The following is a 20,772-nucleotide window of genomic DNA, read 5'->3' as shown; positions in this document are numbered from 1 at the left end:
CATGGCGGATCAACTGCGCTGTCGGCGCAACGTCTGTTCGAGCCGACGCTCTGCCGCGTCGAATGCCGCCTGGAGCGCTATGCCTGGGTCCTCATTGAGGCCGTGCTCAACCATAATCAGGTCATTTGTACGGGTGATCAGATCGAGGCGCGCATCATAGAGAAGACCAGCTGGCTGGCCATGGAACAGACCGTTGCGTACCGCCTCGACGATCAGGTGGCAACCGGAAAGGTATTCCCTGAACCGTTCAAGCCGCACTAACCGCATGCCAGCCTCGGCTTCGATGGGCGCAGATCCAGCAAAACCGAGATACGTAATCTGCATGCCGACTCCCATCGGTCACCTCCGTAAGAATGCCGGGCGTCAAGCGACGACTCCGACCTCGTTGGGAACTACGCGAAAACCGCCGGCCGAGGCTGACGGCAGTCGCAAATTCATCATCTGCGCTTTCCTCGCGCATGAATTGACCTGTATCAATGGTGTACACGCGCTCTGACGCACGTGGCCGCGAACCCGACGTTTCGCGGATGCGGCAGCGCATTTCACTCGCATTGATTCAAATCAAGTTACTTAGGCGTATCGGGACGAATATGCGTAATCTCGCATCGCCTGAGCGGCTGCGGCTAACTGGCTAGATCGACCGCCCCGCCACAGCGCAACCACAAAGACTATGATGCTCTGCCGGCTCGCGATTACCGTCGAGCTGGCGCAGGATTTGCTTATTGTTGTACCCGCACGACCCCGGCGAAGCGACCGGGGCTGACCAGCAGGAGGAGACAATGCGCGATGATGTCGGTCACGCCGTAACGCCAATGGCGACTCGTGAGGCCGGCTGGCTCACGCCGTCGATTCAGAAATCCCACGAGCGCTCCGAAACGTTCGGCTTGAGCGCCGCGATGCGGCCGGACTATGACGTGCTGCCGGCGGCCGAACTCACATTGAAACTCGAGCAAAGCCGCGTCCTGTGTGCGCATGCCACGCCCGTGATGGAAACGCTGCACGAGCAGATCGTCAACACGCAGAGCATGATTGTGCTGACCGACGCCGAAGGGCTGATTCTTCACTCGATCGGCGACGACGATTTTCTCCGGCGAGCCGAGAAAGTCGCGCTGCGTCCGGGCGCGAACTGGGCGGAAGACCGGCAAGGCACCAACGCAATCGGCACAGCGCTCGCCGAGCGCTGTCCGACAGTCGTGCATGGCGAACAGCACTATCTGGCTGCCAATCGCTTTCTCACCTGTTCCAGCGTGCCGATCCTGGATCCGTACGGCGATCTGATCGGCGTGCTCGACGTCACCGGCGACCACCGCAGCTATCACCAGCACACCCTGGCGCTGGCAAAGATGTCCGTCCAGATGATTGAGAATCATCTGTTTACCAATACCTTTCGCGAGACACTGCAAATTGCCTTTCACGGCCGGCCCGAATTTCTCGGCACCTTGATGGAAGGCATCGTCGCGTTTACCTGCGATGGCCGTTTCCTGTCGGCCAATCGTAGTGCGCAATTTCAACTGGGATTGCCGCTCACCAGCTTGCGCGCGCATACCCTGTCCTCGCTATTCGGCCTCACCAGCGCGCAACTGATCGACCGTCTGCGCGTCAGCCGGGACCAGCATCTGTCGCTGAACCTGAGCAACGGCGCAGTGGTATGCGCCCACGTCGAATTCCGGCGTGCCACGCGCACCAATGATGCCTGGCCGCCGGAGGAGCATCGTGAGTCACGACCCTCACAACGCGTGGCGTCCCCTCCCCCCGCCGCGAGCGTGCTTTCGAGACTCAGCTATCTGGACACCGGGGACCCGCAGATCGCGGCGGTCATCGCCAAAGTCCGCAAGGTAATCGGCAAGGACATCCCGATCCTGATCACCGGTGAGACCGGTACCGGCAAGGAACTGCTGGCCCAGGCGATCCACAACGACTCGCCGCGCCGCTCGGGGGCCTTCGTTGCGGTTAACTGCGCGTCGATACCGGAAACGCTGATCGAATCCGAGTTGTTCGGCTATGAAGAAGGCGCCTTCACCGGTGCGCGGCGCAAAGGCGCCGTCGGCAAATTGCTTCAGGCCAACGGCGGCACGCTATTTCTCGACGAAATCGGCGACATGCCCTATCCGCTGCAAGTGCGCTTGCTGCGCGTGCTGCAGGAGCGCCTCATCAATCCGCTGGGTTCCTCGAAGTCCATACCGGTCGATATCGCCATCATTTGCGCAACTCACCGCGACCTGCGCGACATGATCGTGCAGAACCGGTTTCGTGAGGACCTGTATTACCGCCTGAACGGACTGGTGGTGAAATTGCCGCCGCTGCGCGAGCGCACGGATCTGTCCGCCGTGATCCAGAAGATGCTGCAATCCGCATCATCCGAAAGCGCGGATGGGCAGCGATTGAGCGTCGCCGACGAGGTGAGGGCGCTGTTCGAGCAATGCGCGTGGCCCGGCAATTTTCGCCAGCTCAGCAATCTTCTGCGAACCGCCGCCGCCATGGTCGATGCCGACGGTCAGCTCCGGCGCGAGCATTTGCCCGACGATTTTTTCGACGACGTCCGCGGCACTACCGCCGCGCCTGCGAGCACCACGGAAACCTTACCGCTATCAAGCGGGCGGCTGGAGGACGTCGCCGCCAACGCCATCGCCAAGGCGGTTGCGCAGCATGGCGGCAATGTATCGGCTGCCGCCCGCGCACTCGGCGTCTCGCGCAATACGATCTACCGAAAACTGCCGCCGCAGGGTGTGGACAGCGCCGACGACGCCGTCTGACCGCCTGCGGCACAGGTGCTCCAATTTGCAACAGCGGTGTCCTCGAACTGAACAGCGCGCTGTTTCAGGCGCCGGACTAGTTAGTCAGTTTCCCTCAGCAAAACGTGAGTCGGTGTCCAACGACGCTTTCGTTCAGGACGCAAAACGCTAATCGTGCGCCGGCTGTACCGATCGCAGCACGTGACAAGCCCGGCATAGACCTTGCATTTGATCAATATGACCGCTTCCTCAATGCGGTTTCTCAATCACATGTCGTATCCCAGGAGACAACCATGCAATGGACCACCCCCGCCTATACCGATCTGCGCTTCGGTTTTGAAATCACGATGTACATCGCCAATCGCTGAAGCAACGATGAAGCGCCGCCCGCCCATCGCAGTATGTCGGTGTGCGCGGCGGCGCCCGGAGCATGGCTCATGAAGATCAAAATTCTAGGTTCGGGTGCAGGCGGCGGACTGCCGCAATGGAACTGCAACTGTATGAACTGTAACCGGGCCCGTTACCAGACTGGCGACGTGGTGCCGCGCACCCAATCGTCGATTGCGGTGAGCGAGAACGGCGTCGACTGGATTCTGATCAATGCCTCGCCGGATCTGCTCGCACAGTTGCGCGCGAATCCGGAACTGCAACCCGCCCGCTCGATTCGTGACAGTGGCATTGCCGCGGTCGTGCTGATTGACGCGCAGATCGATCACGTCACCGGTCTGCTGATGCTGCGCGAACGCACTACGCCCCTGCCGCTGTATGCCTGCGCACCGGTGTTCGCCGATCTCTCCACGGGTTTGCCGCTGGTTCCGCTGCTCGACCATTACTGCGGCGTCGAGCGTCACGAGATCGTGCTCGATCAACCATTCACGGTCGCGCCGGTTGAGGGCATCCGCTTCACCGCGTTGCCGATCGAGAGCAAGGCACCGCCCTACTCGCCGCGCCGCGCCCAGGCCGCGCCTGGCGACAATATCGCACTGCTGATCGAGAACCTTGCTACCGGTGCACGCGTTTTCTATGCACCGGGGCTCGCGAACGCGCCGGAACCTGTGCTCGCCGCGATGCGTTCTGCGCAACTCGTTCTGGTCGACGGCACGTTCTGGTCCGCGACCGAGATGATCGACCTGGGCCTGTCGACCCACCTCGCGGCCGATATGGGCCATCTGCCACAGTGCGGCCATCGCGGCTTGTCAGGGATGGTTCAGTTGCTGGACGCGCTGCCCAGTGCGACGCGCAAGGTGCTGATTCACATCAACAACACCAATCCGATTCTCGACCCGCATTCCCCCGAACATGCCGTGATACGCGCACGCGGTATCGAAGTGGCACGCGACGGAATGCAATTCCAGGTATAGCCATGAACGCCCCGCTGCCTACCGCTGTTACCCACGCCGCCCCCTGGTCGCCGGACGAATTCGAAGCGCGTCTACGCGCGCTCGGCGCGCACTATCATATTCATCATCCGTTCAATCTACGGATGAATAGTGGCCAGTGTTCGCCTGAGCAGATTCGTGGCTGGGTTGCCAACCGCTTCTACTACCAGATCAACATCCCCCTGAAAGATGCCGCGATCCTGTCCAATTGCGAGGACCGGCAAACGCGCCGCCTCTGGATCGAGCGGCTGCACGACCACGACGGCTACGGCGACAATCCCGGCGGCATTGAAGCATGGGCGCATCTCGCCGACGCGGTCGGCATCGAGCGCAAGGCATTGTGGTCGCTTGAGCACGTGCAGCCCGGCGTGCGCTTCGCAGTGGACGCCTATGTCAATTTCGCCCGCCGGGCGCCGTGGCAGGAGGCGGTCTGCTCTTCGCTCACGGAGATGTTCGCGCCGCAAATTCATCGTGACCGTCTGGCCGGCTGGCCCGACCTGTATCCATGGATCGACGCGCAGGGATTGCAGTACTTCCGCAGCCGTATTCCGCTTGCCCAGCGCGATGTCGAGCATGGTCTCGAGGTCACGCTCAGTCACTTCAAGACCCCCGACGCCCAACAGCGTGCCCTCAACATTCTGCGCTTCAAGCTAGACATTCTCTGGTCGATGCTCGATGCCATCGAAAAGGCGTACCCGGTATGAACGCCCCGCACCCCGATCACTACGTCAACCTGCGCCCGCATCTGCGCGCGATGTTTCGTCTGCAATGGGAAGACGCGCAGGATGCCTACGTATTGCTGTATCCGGAAGGCATGGTCAAACTCAATCCGAGTGCAGGCGAAATTCTCGCGCGCTGCGACGGAACCCGGGAACTGGACGACATCATTGACGAACTGGAAGACCTGTTCAGCGTGTCGAATCTTGCCGCCGATGTATACCGCTTTATCGACCATGCGCGGCAACGCGGCTGGCTGGATTGACATGGATACGACGATCGACTTTCCAGGCACTCGCCCTTCCCCGCCATTGTGGTTGCTGGCGGAACTCACGTACCGCTGCCCGTTGCACTGTGCGTTCTGCTACAACCCCGTCGACTTCGCCAGTCATGGCGCGGAGCTCGACACGGAAACCTGGCGCGACGTGATCACGCAGGCACGCCGCATGGGGGCCGCTCAAATTGGCTTCTCGGGCGGAGAGCCGCTGGTGCGCGACGACCTCGAAACGCTGGTCGCTCACGCTCGTGGACTCGGCTTCTACACGAATCTGATTACCTCGGGGGTCGGACTCAATGAGCAGCGCATCGCTGCTCTGAAAGAGGCAGGTCTCGATCATATCCAGCTCTCGTTTCAGGACTCGACACGTGAGCTGAACGATTTCGTCTCCAGCACGAAGACCTTCGAATTGAAGCAACGCGTTGCGCGTCTGATCAAGGCGCACGGCTACCCGATGGTGCTCAATTGCGTGCTGCATCGCTATAACCTGCCGCATGTCGGGCAGATTATCGACATGGCGCTGGAGATGGGTGCTGACTACCTCGAACTGGCGAACACGCAGTACTACGGCTGGGCGATGCTCAACCGTGAGCAACTGATGCCGACCTCCGAACAATTGCAGGAAGCCGAGGCCACCGTCAATCAATACAGGGAACGCATCGGCGATCGCTGCCGCATCCTGTTCGTGGTTCCCGACTACTTCGAAGCACGCCCCAAGGCCTGCATGAACGGCTGGGGCTCGGTATTTCTCGGCATCGCACCGGACGGCACTGCACTGCCATGCCACGCGGCACGCTCGTTGCCGGGTCTGGACCTGCCCCGCGTGCAGGACGCTTCGTTGGCGGATATCTGGTACCACAGCCATGCGTTCAATGCGTTTCGCGGCGACGGCTGGATGCGCGAGCCTTGCCGGAGTTGTGACGAGCGCGAGACCGATCACGGAGGCTGCCGCTGTCAGGCGTACCTGTTGACTGGAGACACCGCTGCCGCCGACCCGGTCTGCGCAAAGTCCCCGCATCACGGACAGATCGAGCAGGTCGTGACGCTGGCGCGGCGGCCGACGCGTGACACTGAAACCCAACCTGAAACCCAACCTTTGGTTTTCCGCAGCAGGGATAATTCGTTGCGTTTGGGGTGATTCTGGATGAGATGGTCGCTTCCAGAAAGAAAGCCCGGTGATCCTCGTGAATAACGGAGAATCATCGGGCTTTTTTTGGGCGTCAATCAAGGCCCTTAAAGCGATCGAAACTATTGCGACGTGCCCGCGTTAAGCGGCGTCTTCGACGCCTTCGCGTTGTCATCCGTCAACTTGGTGGCGCCGGCGCTATAGCCGTTCGAATTCAGCAGGAACGCCATGATGTCAGCATATTCCTGCGGTTTCATCTTGCCGGGGCGGTCTGCCGGCATATTGTTGGCCATGTATCCGTACACGCCGCCGATGGTCAGCTTCGCATTTGCCGCCGGCGCGAAGGCCGGACCGCGTAACGCGGGCGCATTCAATCCTTGCAGGTTGGGTCCGTGGCATTTCGCGCACGCACTCGAGTACAGGGCTTTGCCGTGCGCCACCTGTGCGCGGTCGAAGCCGGGGACATCGCCTGCCGCGCTCGCATCGACCTTGATGAAGCGTCCCTGCTGCGAGCCGTGATCGGCCACCGACATCAAGCGCCACGCCGCATCGTTACGGCCGGGGCCATCACGATAGGCAAACGTGGCCGCGGATGGTCCGGTGGCCTGAGCTGCCTCGGGGAGCATCCATTTGCGGGTCAAGGCCGCCAGCCGGCCGTCGGAGGCCATTTTCGCCAGCGCGGCGTCGATGCGCGGCTGCAATGCCGCGCCAGTCTTCCCGAACGCGAACACCAGTTGCCAGTCGGCATACGGCGAGACAGTACTCGCAATCCGGAAGTGCTGCTCGGGGTGCGTGATCCCATACGCCACGACCGCCGGGTACCAGACGATCGCGCGTTGCGCATGCCCGCTCGCCACGGCGTCGACCGTGAGTGCCGCCGTGTTCTCCAGGTCGAGCCTGACGTTGGGTTGTTGCACAGCGATCAATTGCGCCGGGCTCGCATACGTTGCCGCAACGACCTCGGCGCCGCCTGACTGCGTGGACGATTCACGCGTGGTAACGCTGACGTAGCCGGAGTGCAGATAGCCGCGCGAGAAGGTCAGCTTGCTGCCTGAACCATCGGCGACAGTCGAACGCGGAAAGCCGGCGATCACGTCGCATTTGCGCGCGAGCGCCTTATTGAGTTCCTTCAGCGAAACGCCGTCGTCGTCGCTGCCGTCGAATCCTCCGGGGGCAAGCGACAGCTTGATTCCCGCAGTGCGAAGCGCTTCGCGGGCCACCGCCTCGTCGAGCGCGATCGATGGGCTGCCAGGAAACGTGCAAACGCGCACGCCCGCACCCGCGCTGGCGAGTCCCGGTGTGAGAGAGCCAGTGGCCAACAGAACACCGGCAAAAGCGAACCAGTTAAGTCGAGTCTTCATGATCTTGCTTCCGGAAAGGGCCTGGCCGCCACGGCTGGATGGCCGCGCCGTGTCGGCCCGGCCAAAGTGTCGCGGCAGCCACGTGAACATCAGCCGTGGTTGAGCGCAAACACGTACAGCGTGCCGCCGCGTGGAACCTTCTCTGCGGCTTTCGCCATCGGCCCACCCCAGATCGGGTTCGCGCCGCCGTAACCGGCGAGAATGGCAACGTACTCCTGACCGTTGACCTCGAACACCGACGGTTGAGCGACGATCCCGCTCGCGAGTTTCGGGCTTTGCCACAGCACCTTGCCCGTTGTCACATCGAACGCATACAGGTGACCGTCGAGCGAGCCGCTAAAGGCGAGCCCCCCTGCGGTGGTCGCGACGCCGCCATTCCACGGCAGCTTGCTCCAGTGACTCCAGATTTTCTTGCCGGTATTGACATCGATCGCCTGCAGTTCGCCATAACCCTTGCTGCCCGGTTCCGGTTTGATTTCGAACCCTTCGCCAAGATACGGCAACCCTTCCATATAGTTCACCGACTTGCCGGACAGCGACATGCACGCATGCAAAGCCGGCACGACAGCGATGTGTTTGTCCGGGTCGTACGAGACCGACCACCAGTTCTTGCCGCCAAGGAAACTCGGGCAGGTTTCGATCGTCGTGCCGGCCTTCGGATATTTCGACGCGTCCTGGATCGGCGAGCCATCCGCCGTATAGCCGGTGACCGACGATGCAGTGACAAAGGGTTTCGCGTAGATCAGCTTGCCAGTCGTGCGATCGATCGCGTGGAAAAAGCCGTTACGGTCCGCATGGATAATGGCGTCGTAATCCTTGTTCTCATACTTGATCGTGGCAAGCACCGGTGTATTGACGCCGTCGTAGTCCCATGTGTCATGTTTCGTGTACTGGTAATGCCATTTCATGTTGCCGGTCTTGGGGTCGAGTGCCAGCAGCGAATCGGAATACAAATTGTCACCCGGCCGCAGATCGGCGAGCCAGGGGCCCGGGTTGCCGACACCCCAGTAAAGCGTTTTCGATGCGGCGTCATAGGTGCCTGTCAGCCAGGCCGGTGCGCCGCCGTGATCCTGCATGCCGTTCGGCCATGTATCACCGTCCTTCTCACCGGCCGCCGGTATCGTGAAGCGCTTCCACAGCACGTTGCCATCATCGGGATTCAACGCCGCAATAAAACCGCGTGCGCCATATTCGCCACCTGCGCTGCCCACCACTACTGCGCCGTCGAGTGCGAGTGGCGCCAGCGAGAACGCATAACCCAGTCCCGGCTCGAACATCTGCTTGCGCCAGACAAGCGCGCCGGTCTGCGCGTCCAGCGCAACAACGTCGCCGCTCAGCATTGCGACATAGACGTTCTTGCCATACAACGCCACACCGCGGTTGATCACGTCGCAACACGCAGTCTTGAACGATTCGGCACCTAGCTTCGGCTCGAACTTCCACAGTTGCTTGCCGGTGACAGCATCAAATGCATAGACATTGTCCTTCGGCGTGGTCACGTACAGGTAGCGGCCATTGACGATCGGCGTGGCTTCGAAACCCTGCTGCAGATCCGCCGGAAACTTGTAGCTCCAGACCTGTTTGAGATTCTTGACGTTGGTGGTGTCGAGTTGCTTGAGCGGTGAATGCGCCTGGCCGTTATAGGTGCGGTAATACGTGAGCCAGCCGGGATCGCTTTGCGCGGCTGTCAAACGCTCATAGGTGACGGCTGGATAGTCGTCGGCCGCTGCGGCCGACGCGAATACCAGACTGACGGCCGCGGCCACGCTCATTGCAAGCGCCGTGGACCGCTTCGCCGAAGCTAAACGTGCTTTCATCCTTGTCTCCTGTTGAATTGTCGACGCGAGGCCATGCGGCGGCGCCATCGTCCGGTGATCGCAGACTGCCTGCGAACCATTCAAGGCAAGTCGCGTGCCATTCGCCGCAGTGCGGCTGCGAGCGACGATGGCTCACGAAGAGCGCACGCGACTTTGCAGGGAAGCGGCCGTCACGGCACAACATGGGTGTTGCACGTTGGCGCAGTCACCCGGCAATGTGTTGCTAAAAATGACAGTTGCCATGCCGGTGGATCGAACGACGCAGAGGGACACTCCATGCATCGTCACGTACACGCCGTGCCCAGCACCCCGGTGCCCGCATGCCTATCGCGAGGGAGATGAGAGTCAATGGCACGCTTCTCGCTGGATGCTCCCCACGATGAAGAGCGTCAGCACGGCGGACACGTCGAGCCAACGCAGGCCTTCTCCATCGACACCAGCCACACAATCAATTGGAGGAGTCAGGTATGAATCACGCAGATATGCAGTTTCTCGATGTCGAATTTCCGTACGCGCGGCAGTACGCCAATTTCATCGGCGGCCAATGGATTCCGCCGGTACGCGGCGAGTACTTCGACAACGTATCGCCCATCACCGGCGAACCCTTCACATCGATCCCGCGCTCAACGGAAGAAGATATCGAGCTCGCCCTCGATGCTGCCCACCGCGCCCGCAAAGCCTGGGCCGATACTTCGCCGGCCGTACGTGCGACGATCCTGAACCGCATTGCGGATCGCATGGAGCAGAACCTCTCGCGCATCGCGTTTGCCGAATCGATCGACAATGGCAAGCCGATCCGCGAAACGCTCGCCGCTGACATCCCGCTCGCGATCGACCACTTCCGCTATTTCGCCGGTTGCATTCGCGCACAGGAAGGGACGCTCTCCGAGATCGATGCCGATACCGTCGCTTATCATTTCCACGAACCGCTCGGTGTGGTCGGTCAGATCATTCCGTGGAATTTCCCGATCCTGATGGCGGTGTGGAAGATCGCGCCAGCGCTGGCCGCAGGAAACTGCATCGTGCTCAAACCAGCCGAGCAAACACCTGCTTCCATCCTGGTGCTGATGGAACTGATTCAGGACCTGCTGCCGCCGGGTGTGCTGAACGTGGTCAACGGTTTTGGTCTCGAAGCGGGCAAGCCGCTCGCCACGAGCAAGCGGATCGCGAAGATTGCCTTCACGGGTGAGACCTCCACGGGCCGCCTGATCATGCAGTACGCGAGCCAGAACATCATTCCCGTGACACTCGAACTCGGTGGCAAGAGCCCGAACATTTTCTTCGCCGACGTAATGGATCGCGACGACGGCTACTTCGACAAGGCGCTCGAAGGTTTCGCGATGTTCGCGCTGAATCAGGGCGAAGTCTGCACGTGCCCGTCGCGCGTACTGATCGATGAGAAAATCTACGACCGCTTCATGCAGCGCGCCCTGAAGCGCGTCGCCGCAATCAAGCAGGGGCATCCGCTCGACACGAAGACAATGATCGGCGCCCAGGCCTCGGAGGAACAACTCGAAAAAATCCTCTCATACGTCGATCTCGGCAAGCAGGAAGGCGCCGAGTGTCTGATCGGCGGTGAACGCAATACGCTCGGCGGCGAACTGAGCAAAGGCTATTACGTGAAGCCGACCGTTTTCCGCGGCCACAACAAAATGCGCATCTTCCAGGAAGAAATCTTCGGACCGGTCGTTTCCGTGACGACGTTCAAGAATGAAGACGAAGCGCTCGAAATCGCCAACGATACGCTGTACGGCCTCGGCGCAGGTGTATGGACTCGCGACGGTACGCGTGCCTATCGCTTCGGCCGGGAAATCCAGGCCGGCCGCGTGTGGACGAATTGCTATCACGCCTATCCGGCGCATGCGGCATTCGGCGGCTACAAACAGTCCGGCATTGGCCGCGAGACTCACAAGATGATGCTCGACCACTATCAGCAGACCAAGAATCTGCTCGTGAGCTATAGCGAGCAGCCGCTGGGTTTCTTCTAACCCACTACGTACGGATCTGGAGCGGTGTGAGGCCCGCTCCAGTCGCATGATTTTTCCCCTCCCACCGCCCCCGCTTTACTTCCACGCATAACGCAAACCAACCCACACGCCACGCGGCGCGCCCACACCGAGAAACTGTTCGTTGGTCACGGCATCGGGCGAGAACGAATGGCCGGTGCCATTGAAAAAATTGTGCCCGAGGATGCCAAAGTCGGCGTAGCGTTTGTCGAACAGATTATTCACGTGCGCGAACAGCTGCAGTTGCTTCGTGACCTGATAGGTCGTGTCGAGATCGACGATCGCATAGCCCGCGATACGCCCGTTGCTGTCCTGATTATTCTCGTCGCCACGGGCGAATATCGAACTGCGATAGAGTATGTTTGCTCCCACACTCCATTTCGCGGTCGCCGAATAATCCAGACGCAACTTCAGCGTGTTTTCCGGAATACCGGGGATACGGTCGCCCGGGTGCACCGTGATGTTGCCCTGGGCGGTGGCGCTCGAGTTACTCGCGCTTTGCTCGACAAAGCTGCTTTGATAGGTTGCGCGCAGATAGGTATAGCCTGCGTTCACAGTAAGCGGGCCTGTCTGCGTACGTGCGTTGATTTCGAATCCTTGTCGTCGTGTAGTGCCGACGTTCTGGAAGTATCCGGTCGAGGTCGCGGCCCCATTACTGCTGACAAACGCAATGTCATCGTGAAGATCGGTGCGGAACAATGCCGCGCTCCAGTGAATTGCCGACGATAGCGTTCCCCGCGCGCCCGCCTCGAAGGTCCGCGATATGACCGGCTTTAACGCGGGGTCGGCAATGAAATCGTTCGGCAGCGAACAGGGCGCAGCCGGGTCGGCACAGGCCAGCTCGATAGCGGTCGGCGTACGTGTGCCCTCGCTGTAGTTGGCATAAGCCGTCAACCAGGACGCCGGGTTATAGGTGATGCCCAGCGCAGGATTGATCCGCGAAAAACTGTGCGAACCATTCAACAGGGGCTGCATGCCGCTGCGATCCTCGATGTCGACGCTAGCGTGGTTGTAGCGCGCGGAGGCCGTCAGCGCAATCGTGCTGGTCAACGAAAGCGTATCGGTCACGAATACACCGAGATTGCTGTTACGCGTCGATGCATCGGTTTCCAGACTGAAGCCGCTGGTCCCGACGGTCTGGCGATCCGAGGCGAATTGGGCATTCTGCGTGTACTGCGTGAAGCCAGTGTTGGCAAAATCGCCGCTGACACCTGCCGTCAACTGGTTGTCCATCCCCGCGACTTTGCCGGTGACGCTCAATTGCAGTGCGAATCCATAACTGTCCTGCGAGATCACGGAGTGCGAGTTTTGCGCAGGGACCGTGTCGATCGCGCCCGTCGCCGGATCGATAGAGCCGTAGTCTCCATTGACGTTGCTACTCAGATTGTCGTTGTTGTAGTGCCGGTAGTACGCATCGCCGGAGAGCTGCAACGCATCGCTGAAGTCATGCTTGCCTGACAAAGTCAGCATGATCGCGCGATTCTGGTTCTCATCTGGATACGTGTAGGCCTGGCGTGGATTGTCGAGAAACGAGCGCGGAATGGTCTGGGTACCCTGCAACTGATTGTCCGCCGCGGTGAGGCTCAGTTCGACGGTGGTGCGCGCGTCCGTATAGCCCATCTTGCCGAACAGTTGCTTCACGCGGCTGGGATTGTGGTCGGCCCAACCCTGATCGGCTTCGTCGTTGGCGGTGACGAAATAGTCGAAGTGTCCCAATTGGCCGCCTTGCGTGAGGACCACACTCCTGCGTCCGAACGAGCCGCCCTCCACTTCAACGCTGCCACCGGGGTTGTCGCGGCCATTTTTTGTGGTGATTGCGATCGCGCCGCCGAGTGTGTTCAAACCGAATAGTGGATTGGACCCGGGCATCACCTCGATGCGCTCGATCGCTGATTGTGCGAGCAGGTCCCAGTTGACCACGTCGCCGAACGGCTCGTTGATCCTTACGCCGTCCTGGAACACCGACAGGCCTTGGGGTGTGCCGAGGAGCGGCGAAGCGGTGAAGCCGCGATAGTTGACGTCCGGTTGATAGGGGTTCCCCTGACTTGAATTGAGCGTCACGCTGGTGACGTTCTGCTCCAGGTAGGCCGTGATGGTATTCGGGTGCTGCGCCTCGATGTCCTTCGCGCTGACGATCTGCACCGCAGCAGGCACCTCGGTGAGTGGCATGCCGAGTCCGGTCAGCGGCGCGGTGCCGACCACGGTCACGACCGGCATCACCTGCGAAGGCGACGATGCGGGTTCATCTTGCGCCACTGCACAAGTACCCTGGGCCATGGCGAGTATGCCCGCTATGGCGGTGGCGATGCGCGTACGCCGCCAGTCGTCGCGATGCGACTTCATGTGTCTCCTCCGGGGCGCGCATCGACTTCATGGTCTTGCGCGGTATGTTCTTTGATTGCGGTTTTCGCTGTACCTACTTCCAAGCAACATCGATGCCGGATACCGACGCTATGCGACACGATGTCGAAGGCTGTAACGCGTTTGCCTTCGCTCATGTGACACCTGTGTCGAATTGGTACAGCGGTGTTGCGAACGGGAACACTGAACGCACAGCTTCGGTCCTCGCCTGATCGAAACAAGGCCGCACAGGCGTCTTCACGACCGGCACACATGTTGCGATCCGAATGGCAATCAGAATTCGGGGGTGGCGTGCATGATCACTTCAACGCTGAAAAGTGCAAACGCGGCGCGACGCAGAGTGCGTGGCCTGCAGTACGCCGTTGCGGCGAACCCGCCGGTGCGCATCGCAGCGAGCCGACTCCCGCCGCACACCACCCGCGCTTTCGGCGACCTTCGGGGAGCACGCGCGCATGCCATTGCGTTAGTCGTGCTTGTCATCCATTGCACGGTCGCGCTCAAGGCATGGCGGATGTCCGTGGAAAACCCGGAATACACGGCGCCGCACGCACTGGATCTGCAATTCGACGTAGGGGCTGCCATACCGCCGCCGGCCGCGATTTCAACGCGATCTGCAGACCGCAGCGCCGACCTGACGCCGCCTATGGCGTCTCCCGCGCCACCGCCTTCGATCCCGCCGCGCCGTACAAAAGATATGACCACACCGAGAAACGCAGCTCAGGCTTCGCCATCGAAACCGCTCGCGAAGACCGCGCCGAACAATGAATCGAAGTGGCAGCCTGCGCGCTCGACTGCGGCTCCGAGCGCGACGCCACAACCGGTGTCCGCAGGTACCGATCGCGAACCACGAAATGCATCGGCAGCAAAATCACCGGACTCCCAGCCGGCGCAGGAACCGCTCACCGAACCCAGCTTCGGCGCTGCTTACCTGCGCAATCCCCCGCCGACCTATCCCGGCGTGGCCCAACAGCGTGGCTGGCAAGGCACCGTGCTGCTCAAGGTCCACGTGCTGGCGAGCGGCCGGCCGGACCATGTCGGACTCGCGTCGTCGAGCGGACACGAGTCGCTCGACGACGCCGCACTCGACGCCGTGACCAACTGGCGATTTGCGCCGGCCCGGCGTGGCGATCAGGCAATCGACGGATGGGTCCAGGTACCCATCGAATTCAAACTTGGAACCTAAGCCATGAATATGTCTGACTTCGCAACACAACTCATTGTCGACACTTCGCTTTGCATGCTCGCGGCCTGTTCGTTGCTGACGTGGTGGCTGATTCTGTACAAAGGCTGCGCGTACTGGCGTCTTGCTTCTGAGAACCGGCGCTTTACGGCGCTTTTCTGGAGCGCCGCCGAGCGTGATCCGTCGGGCATGCCCAGTAGCCCGTCACACGCGTCCGAGTGTCCGAAGGCACGCGTGGCGCGCGCCGGTTTCGCAGCGTGGTCGGGAGCCGCGCCGGTTGAGACGACGGCGGCCAATGCGGAATTCGTGGCCTGGGACCGCCACGAACTGCTCGATCGCTTCCTGAATCAGCAGATCCAACGAGAAAGGCGTGCACTTGAACGCGGCTTGACGCTGCTCGCATCGATTGCCAGTACCGCGCCGTTTGTCGGACTGTTCGGCACCGTGTTCGGCATCATTCATGCGCTGCACGCCGTCGCTGTAGGCAGCGCGAGCGGCATCGAAGGGGTTGCCGGGCCAGTCGGGCAAGCGCTGACTGCAACAGGGATCGGGATCGCCGTCGCCATCCCCGCGGCGCTGGCCTACAACCTCTTCGTGCGCCGCGTTCACGTCTCGATTGCCGATCTCGAAGACTACGCCGCAGATCTCGTCAACGTTGCACAGCGCAATGGTTTTCGCGCGGTGGCCAGCGCTCATCGGGCGGAGGTACTCACGTGATTTCCCGTTCCAATACAAAAGACACGGACGAGCCGCTCGCTGAAATCAACATCACGCCGCTGGTCGACGTCATGCTGGTACTCGTCGTGATTCTTCTGGTCATGGCGCCGATGTTGACCAGAACGCTGCATATCGATCTGCCGAAGGTTTCAGCCAGCGCGCCCGAAGCGCGCGATCACGTGGTGACAGTCAGCCTCGATGCGCACGGCAAGCTGGCGATCGACGGCCACGACATTGCCCCGGATCAACTTGAACCGACGCTCCGGCGTATCGCGGCACGAGGTGACAGGACGGTAGTGAACCTGCGTTCGGACCAAAGCCAACAATTCAGCTCTGTTGCGAATCTGCTCGGCAAAATCGGCCATGCGGGCATCGCGCACGTCGCAGTCGTAACGGAGAACGGGGAGCCACGGAATTGATGTAGCCCAGTCCTGAACTTCATAGCCTTTTCGTCCCGTTGACTAATTCGATTCTTGCTGTCAAATGACATAAAGTCGTCCGGACCCAAAGACCAGTTTATAACGCACAGCAGGCAGCGCTGGACAACTTTACGTCCCTTGGGGTCAGGGGACGTCCGTTCTAATTTTTTGAGAGCATCCGCGTGTCCCTCTTCTTCGCTTCAATCGCCTTCGCTTGCTTCAGGGAAATTCCTAGTGACTTGCACAAACTCTGCTTATGCGCAGCATCGGTATGAAAGAGGTACAGGTGGTGCACGCCGAGTGACTGCAAGATTCCAAAAGCGTAATGATTGTTTTCCAGTTCCTTCGCCATCTTCGAGATCTCGTCGAGTGGGAGCTGCCCCGGCCTTAACAGGCGCGTCGCCAGCCCAATCAGGCGATAGGCTACAGTCGGATTTTGCGTCACCTGCGCGCCGATGTCCTCGCGCAGCTTGTCTGATGCGACGAATTGAGCTGCCGACGCTATCGTCTGGGTTCCTAACCAACCCAGAATCTGGAAGGTAGTCTTGTGGGCGGCTTGCTTCTGCTCATCCGCGTTGAGCCCCGGAGCGGAGTCCGCAATGAGATGACGTACATCCGCGACGAGCCCGTCCATGTCTCGCGCAACCTCCTCGAGAAAAATGCGTAAAGCACGTAACGGCCCGTCGAACACCTCTCCGATCAGTTCGGCCTTGAACGGCTTCTCTAGCGATCCATAGTAGTTTTTCAAAATCTGACCAAGTATTTGCGCCGTCTTCATCAAGAGATTCCAGCGCGCCAGAAATGCAAGGTCCGCATTCGGATCGTCGGGGTGCAGCTCGGGCTCCTCGGCGCGAAGGGCGACCGAATCCGAGAAGGCTCTGCTTTCCTCCTGGTTTCGTACGACGTTGGGCGCCTCAAGCACCAGTTCGGACGTTTTCGTTACAAGGGCATTGATGGAATCCGTGTCTCCGTTAAGCTCCATCGGCACCTTGTCGCCAAAGCATCGGCGCATTACCTCCGCGATCTGCGTGATCACCCACGGGTTGTTGTCGTGATGCGTCAGAAAGAGCACGGCGTTAGCTTTGTCGCGGATGTAGAGTTTTTGGCAAGCATCCAGGACCCAATTCTTGATCTCCTGATCGGTATGAACCTTGGACGCCAGATACCGGCCGATGAAGAAGAAATAGACGTAGGGGTAAGCAAAACTGTAGAAGTCACCCCTCCGGGTAAGGATGCGTGCCTCAGTGAGCAGATGAAGCCGACGATCGAAGTCGACAGACGTAAAGATCTGCGAGAACCCGTCATTAAAGCGGCGAAATTCATCGAGATCGATCTCCTTCGCATCGCGATCCTGAAGGTACCACGCAAGGTGACTCAGATAATTCTGGTACTCGTCCAACTCCTGTGTCTTCACGTTGACCTGGTACAGGCTTCTCGTTATCAGGTACTGGTAATAGTGGCTGAAACTGCTGTTCTGGAGCTCGCCAGCCTGGTTCTGGTCAGCACTTTGAAGAAGGATCAAGAGTAAGCGGTAATTTCGGCTCATCTGGAACCTGCGGGTGAGAGGGAACAAGATTGCGTCCGCAGCTTACACATTGCGGACGCAACTTATGACTGACCTACAAACTGACTTTGACTTCCTGCCCCTGCGGGTGATCGGCAAATCGGCCGACGGCAAGAACCGGTACGACCGTGAGGGCAAGCGCAAGCTGATCGAGGCGTGCCAGAAGCCTGGAGCCTCCGTGGCCGGGCTGGCGCTGAAGGCTGGCGTGAACGCCAACCAGCTTCGCAAATGGATTAGCCTGGCGCGCCAAAAGACACGTCCCCGACGTGCACGGCAGTCGGCGCCAGCCATGGCCCCGGCATTCGTTCCTGTTCTGGAAGTGGTTGGTGCTGAGCCGGTGCACTTGCCATCCAGGCCGGTGCTGCCCGACGCTGAGCCAGTTGCGGCACGGCGTGAGCCGATGCGGGCCTCGCAACGCCCGCCGTTGCCTTCACGGCTGGTGGCGCAATTGCCAAACGGGGTAAGTCTTGAACTTGAATGTGCGCAACAGGACACGGCGCTGCTCAGGGCGATGATCGACGCGTTGAGGAGTCGCTGATGCTGCGCTTCGCCGATGACCTGCACGTCTACCTGTACCGCGAGCCGATCGATTTCCGTTGCGGCATCAACACCCTTGCCGCCCTGGTTGAGGAATCGATGCAGCTGGACCCGCTCGCCCGTGCCGTCTATGCATTCCACAATCGCAAATGCGATCGCATCAAGCTTCTGCTGTACGAGCGCACCGGTTTCTGGCTGCTGCTGCGTCGGCTCGAGGAAGACCGTTTCGTGTGGCCCCGGCGGAATCAGGAGGTGATCGAACTGACAACGCATCAGCTTCACTGGTTGCTCGACGGCATCGACATCGACGCGCTTCGCCGTCATCCCGTGCGCCATTACCAGCACGTCAGCTAGCCCGATGCGTTGCACGTAAACAACGGCAGGCGCGCCATTTACGAATTGACGTAAACCCACGGCGCACCGCGTTTCGCTATCCTGGAGTGCATGAAGAATGCACCCGACCTCAAACGCGTACCCAGGGCCGTCCAGGGCTATATCCACGCTCTCCAGGCACGTGTAGCCGGCGACGCGAAACATATCGGCGAACTGAACCAGCGCGTCGAGCAACTCGAGGAGCAGCTCCGCCTGCTGCAGGCCGAGCGTTTCGCACCGAAAAGCGAAAAACGCAAGGATCGCGTGTTCGACGAAGCCGAGCAGATTGCACGGACCGAACCGGGCGACGAAGACGATGACGGTGTCCAGCCTGAGCTGCCCGACACCGGATTGCCACCGGCCAGCCAGCCTGAACGACGCAAGGCCGGACGCAAGCCATTGCCGGCGTACCTGACGCGTGAACCAGTCGAATACGACCTGCCGGAGGACCAGCGCGGCTGCCTTTGTTGCGGCAATCAGCTGCATCGCATCGGCGAGGACGTCAGTGAACAGTTGCACGTCGAGGTCAAGTGGACAGTCCGCAAGAACGTGCGTTCCAAGTGGGCGTGCCGGCACTGCGAGCGGCACGCCGAACATACCCCGGTCGTGCTTGCGCCGATGCCGGTTCAGCCGATCCCGGGCAGCCATGCGGACGCATCGGTGATCGCGACGGTCGCGACCGCGAAGTACGTCGACGGCATGCCGTTGTACCGGATGCAGGAGGCACTCGCGCGCTGGCAGATCCCGGTGAGTCGCGGCACGCTCGCCCACTGGATCATTCGCCCCAGCGAACTGCACTACAGCCGCCTGTACGATGCGCTGCATAAAACGTTGCTGTTGCAGCCGCTGATCCACGGCGATGAAACGACGGTTCAGGTACTCAAGGAATCCGGCAGATCCGCGCAGAGCAAGAGTTACATGTGGTGCTACCGCAGCGCCCAGGACTGCGCCGAGCCCGTGGTGCTGTTCGAGTACCAGCCGGGGCGTGGCCAGGAGCATCCGAAGAAGTTCCTCGGCGACTACAGCGGCATGCTGATGAGCGACGGCTACAGCGCCTGGCGCACCTTGAAAAAGGCAAAGCACTTCGGCTGTATGGCTCACGCCCGCAGGCTGTTCGTCAAGGCGGACAAGGCCGCCGCGAAAAAGACGGACTCCGGCAAGCAGAAGATGCCGAACGCTCGCGTGGCGAAAGCGCTTGAGTACTTCCAGGCCCTGTACCGTGTCGAGGCGCTGGCCAAAGGCGATCTGCCTGCTGGCCTGACGCGAGCCGACTACACGTACGACCTGCGGCAAAAGCACAGTGCGCCGCTGCTTGAGTCCTTCAAGGCATGGCTCGATGAACTGGCGCCGAAGGTGGCGCCCCAGAGCCTGCTCGGCAAGGCGATTGCCTACACGCGCAACCAATGGGAATATCTCAGCCGCTACGTCACTGACGGTTGCGCCGCAATCGATAACAACGTGATCGAGCGCGATATCAGGCCGTTTGCTACTTCGAGAAAATCGTGGCTGTTCAGCGACACGGTTGATGGCGCAAAGGCCAGCGCCACGATCTACAGCCTGGTCCTCACATGCCGGGCCTGCGGCGTCGAGCCGTACGACTATCTGCTGCATGTACTCACGGAGCTGCCGCAGCGTGCGCCGGATGCAGACGTGACCGACCTGCTGCCGTTCAATTATGCGCGGCAACAACAGGCCAAGGCACAGACCGGCTGACGCACCGAACGCGCGTCGGTCATCGTGACTGCGCGCGCTCCCATCACCCCGATGCAGACATCGCCGGTTGATCTTAACCGCCGCGGTGCGGCTACGCTCGGCCGTCACTTGCAAATGATTCTCCATTCGGTGTGCTAAATTCACCGCTTACGATCAAGAGATATATGGGCTGTTCCGGAACGAGATTCTTGCCTATTACTGTATTGACAAGTGATTCGGCGGCGTCGACTTTCAGGTCCAACTCCTGCAAGGAGCCGAGGGGCCCGAGGCTGCACCACTTCTTGATCAGCCTGTGGCGCAGCTTTTTTCCAAATCGGAGGATCTGGAATTTTTTGTATGCACCGAGTTGCGAGGCGGCTTCTGTGGACGCAAGTGACGCAATTTCAAACGAAGGATTTGCAGTGAGAACGGCGGAGGAGAAATTACGCTCGGCATGTTCCAGAACATACTGGATTGCACCTAGTCCGGACTTCAGGCGGTCAATGTCGTCGATG

19 protein-coding genes are annotated in these 20,772 nt (G+C 60.5%); 13 read left to right on the top strand and 6 right to left on the bottom strand.

Translation table 11 applies throughout. The features are described 5' to 3' along the window. Positions 1-9: 9 nt before the first annotated feature. Positions 10-336 carry an HPF/RaiA family ribosome-associated protein gene (locus FFS45_RS27855; RefSeq protein ID WP_137957856.1) on the bottom strand — a complete coding sequence of 109 codons (327 nt, stop codon included), beginning with the start codon at positions 334-336 and terminating at the stop codon, positions 10-12. A gap of 443 nt (positions 337-779) precedes the next feature. Between FFS45_RS27855 and FFS45_RS27850 the strand changes: the two genes are divergently transcribed. From FFS45_RS27850 to pqqE, 6 genes are all read left to right on the top strand, one after another. Further along, on the top strand, positions 780-2,753 hold the full coding sequence (locus FFS45_RS27850; protein WP_137957855.1) for a sigma-54-dependent Fis family transcriptional regulator: 1,974 nt from the start codon (positions 780-782) through the stop codon (positions 2,751-2,753). A gap of 272 nt (positions 2,754-3,025) precedes the next feature. Continuing rightward, positions 3,026-3,100, top strand: a complete 75-nt coding sequence (gene pqqA, locus FFS45_RS27845) for a pyrroloquinoline quinone precursor peptide PqqA (RefSeq protein WP_006410019.1) — start codon at positions 3,026-3,028, stop codon at positions 3,098-3,100. 69 nt (positions 3,101-3,169) lie between these two features. Continuing rightward, the gene (pqqB, locus tag FFS45_RS27840; RefSeq protein WP_137957854.1) at positions 3,170-4,093 is read left to right on the top strand and encodes a pyrroloquinoline quinone biosynthesis protein PqqB; all 924 of its coding nucleotides are present in this window, start codon (positions 3,170-3,172) and stop codon (positions 4,091-4,093) included. A gap of 2 nt (positions 4,094-4,095) precedes the next feature. After that, positions 4,096-4,815, top strand: coding sequence for a pyrroloquinoline-quinone synthase PqqC (gene pqqC / locus FFS45_RS27835; RefSeq protein WP_054037492.1), 720 nt, complete (start codon positions 4,096-4,098; stop codon positions 4,813-4,815). Next, positions 4,812-5,093, top strand: coding sequence for a pyrroloquinoline quinone biosynthesis peptide chaperone PqqD (pqqD, locus tag FFS45_RS27830; RefSeq protein ID WP_120294184.1), 282 nt, complete (start codon positions 4,812-4,814; stop codon positions 5,091-5,093). The genes pqqC and pqqD overlap by 4 nt, the downstream gene beginning before the upstream one ends. Position 5,094: 1 nt before the next feature. Further along, on the top strand, positions 5,095-6,243 hold the full coding sequence (gene pqqE, locus FFS45_RS27825) for a pyrroloquinoline quinone biosynthesis protein PqqE (protein WP_137957853.1): 1,149 nt from the start codon (positions 5,095-5,097) through the stop codon (positions 6,241-6,243). Positions 6,244-6,353: 110 nt separating this feature from the next. On the opposite strand, the gene FFS45_RS27820 is transcribed toward pqqE, so the two are convergent. Beyond that, positions 6,354-7,592 (bottom strand): c-type cytochrome, encoded by a 1,239-nt coding sequence (locus FFS45_RS27820; RefSeq protein WP_137957852.1) that lies wholly within the window; start codon positions 7,590-7,592, stop codon positions 6,354-6,356. 89 nt (positions 7,593-7,681) lie between these two features. Further along, a complete protein-coding gene (locus FFS45_RS27815; protein WP_137957851.1) occupies positions 7,682-9,409 on the bottom strand; it encodes a methanol/ethanol family PQQ-dependent dehydrogenase in 1,728 nt (575 codons plus the stop codon). Between the two features lie 467 nt (positions 9,410-9,876). Here FFS45_RS27815 and adh point away from each other — a divergent pair, with 467 nt between their 5' ends. Then, the gene (gene adh / locus FFS45_RS27810) at positions 9,877-11,397 is read left to right on the top strand and encodes an aldehyde dehydrogenase (protein WP_137957850.1); all 1,521 of its coding nucleotides are present in this window, start codon (positions 9,877-9,879) and stop codon (positions 11,395-11,397) included. A gap of 75 nt (positions 11,398-11,472) precedes the next feature. Here the strand turns inward: adh and FFS45_RS27805 are convergent, their stop codons facing one another. Beyond that, on the bottom strand, positions 11,473-13,758 hold the full coding sequence (locus FFS45_RS27805; RefSeq protein ID WP_137957849.1) for a TonB-dependent receptor: 2,286 nt from the start codon (positions 13,756-13,758) through the stop codon (positions 11,473-11,475). Positions 13,759-14,071: 313 nt separating this feature from the next. Here FFS45_RS27805 and FFS45_RS42485 point away from each other — a divergent pair, with 313 nt between their 5' ends. Genes FFS45_RS42485 through FFS45_RS27790 form a run of 3 tightly spaced genes read left to right on the top strand, consistent with a single transcriptional unit; the run spans position 14,072 to position 16,092 of the window. Beyond that, positions 14,072-14,959, top strand: coding sequence for an energy transducer TonB (locus tag FFS45_RS42485; protein WP_249362962.1), 888 nt, complete (start codon positions 14,072-14,074; stop codon positions 14,957-14,959). 3 nt (positions 14,960-14,962) lie between these two features. Further along, positions 14,963-15,673: a MotA/TolQ/ExbB proton channel family protein gene (locus FFS45_RS27795; RefSeq protein WP_249362961.1), complete on the top strand. Its 711-nt coding sequence runs from the start codon at positions 14,963-14,965 to the stop codon at positions 15,671-15,673. Next, the gene (locus tag FFS45_RS27790; protein WP_137957848.1) at positions 15,670-16,092 is read left to right on the top strand and encodes a biopolymer transporter ExbD; all 423 of its coding nucleotides are present in this window, start codon (positions 15,670-15,672) and stop codon (positions 16,090-16,092) included. The genes FFS45_RS27795 and FFS45_RS27790 overlap by 4 nt, the downstream gene beginning before the upstream one ends. A gap of 160 nt (positions 16,093-16,252) precedes the next feature. Here the strand turns inward: FFS45_RS27790 and FFS45_RS27785 are convergent, their stop codons facing one another. Beyond that, on the bottom strand, positions 16,253-17,638 hold the full coding sequence (locus FFS45_RS27785) for a hypothetical protein (RefSeq protein ID WP_137957847.1): 1,386 nt from the start codon (positions 17,636-17,638) through the stop codon (positions 16,253-16,255). A 64-nt stretch (positions 17,639-17,702) separates the two neighbouring features. Here FFS45_RS27785 and FFS45_RS27780 point away from each other — a divergent pair, with 64 nt between their 5' ends. The 3 genes from FFS45_RS27780 (at position 17,703) to FFS45_RS27770 (ending at position 20,278) form a co-directional block, all read left to right on the top strand. Beyond that, the gene (locus FFS45_RS27780; RefSeq protein ID WP_137957846.1) at positions 17,703-18,194 is read left to right on the top strand and encodes a transposase; all 492 of its coding nucleotides are present in this window, start codon (positions 17,703-17,705) and stop codon (positions 18,192-18,194) included. Next, entirely contained in the window at positions 18,194-18,547 is a 354-nt protein-coding gene (gene tnpB, locus FFS45_RS27775; RefSeq protein ID WP_171029781.1) for an IS66 family insertion sequence element accessory protein TnpB, read from the top strand. The genes FFS45_RS27780 and tnpB overlap by 1 nt, the downstream gene beginning before the upstream one ends. A 90-nt stretch (positions 18,548-18,637) precedes the next feature. Beyond that, positions 18,638-20,278, top strand: coding sequence for an IS66 family transposase (locus tag FFS45_RS27770; protein ID WP_137957844.1), 1,641 nt, complete (start codon positions 18,638-18,640; stop codon positions 20,276-20,278). A gap of 91 nt (positions 20,279-20,369) precedes the next feature. Here the strand turns inward: FFS45_RS27770 and FFS45_RS41895 are convergent. After that, a partial coding sequence (locus FFS45_RS41895; protein ID WP_171029780.1) for a hypothetical protein occupies positions 20,370-20,772 on the bottom strand: 403 nt, incomplete at its 5' end.

Origin of the sequence: Burkholderia sp. 4M9327F10 (assembly GCF_005503145.1) — a bacterium.
GTDB lineage: Bacteria > Pseudomonadota > Gammaproteobacteria > Burkholderiales > Burkholderiaceae > Paraburkholderia.
Note: the sequence above shows the minus strand (reverse complement) of the source record. Positions and strands in the feature narration are given on the sequence as shown.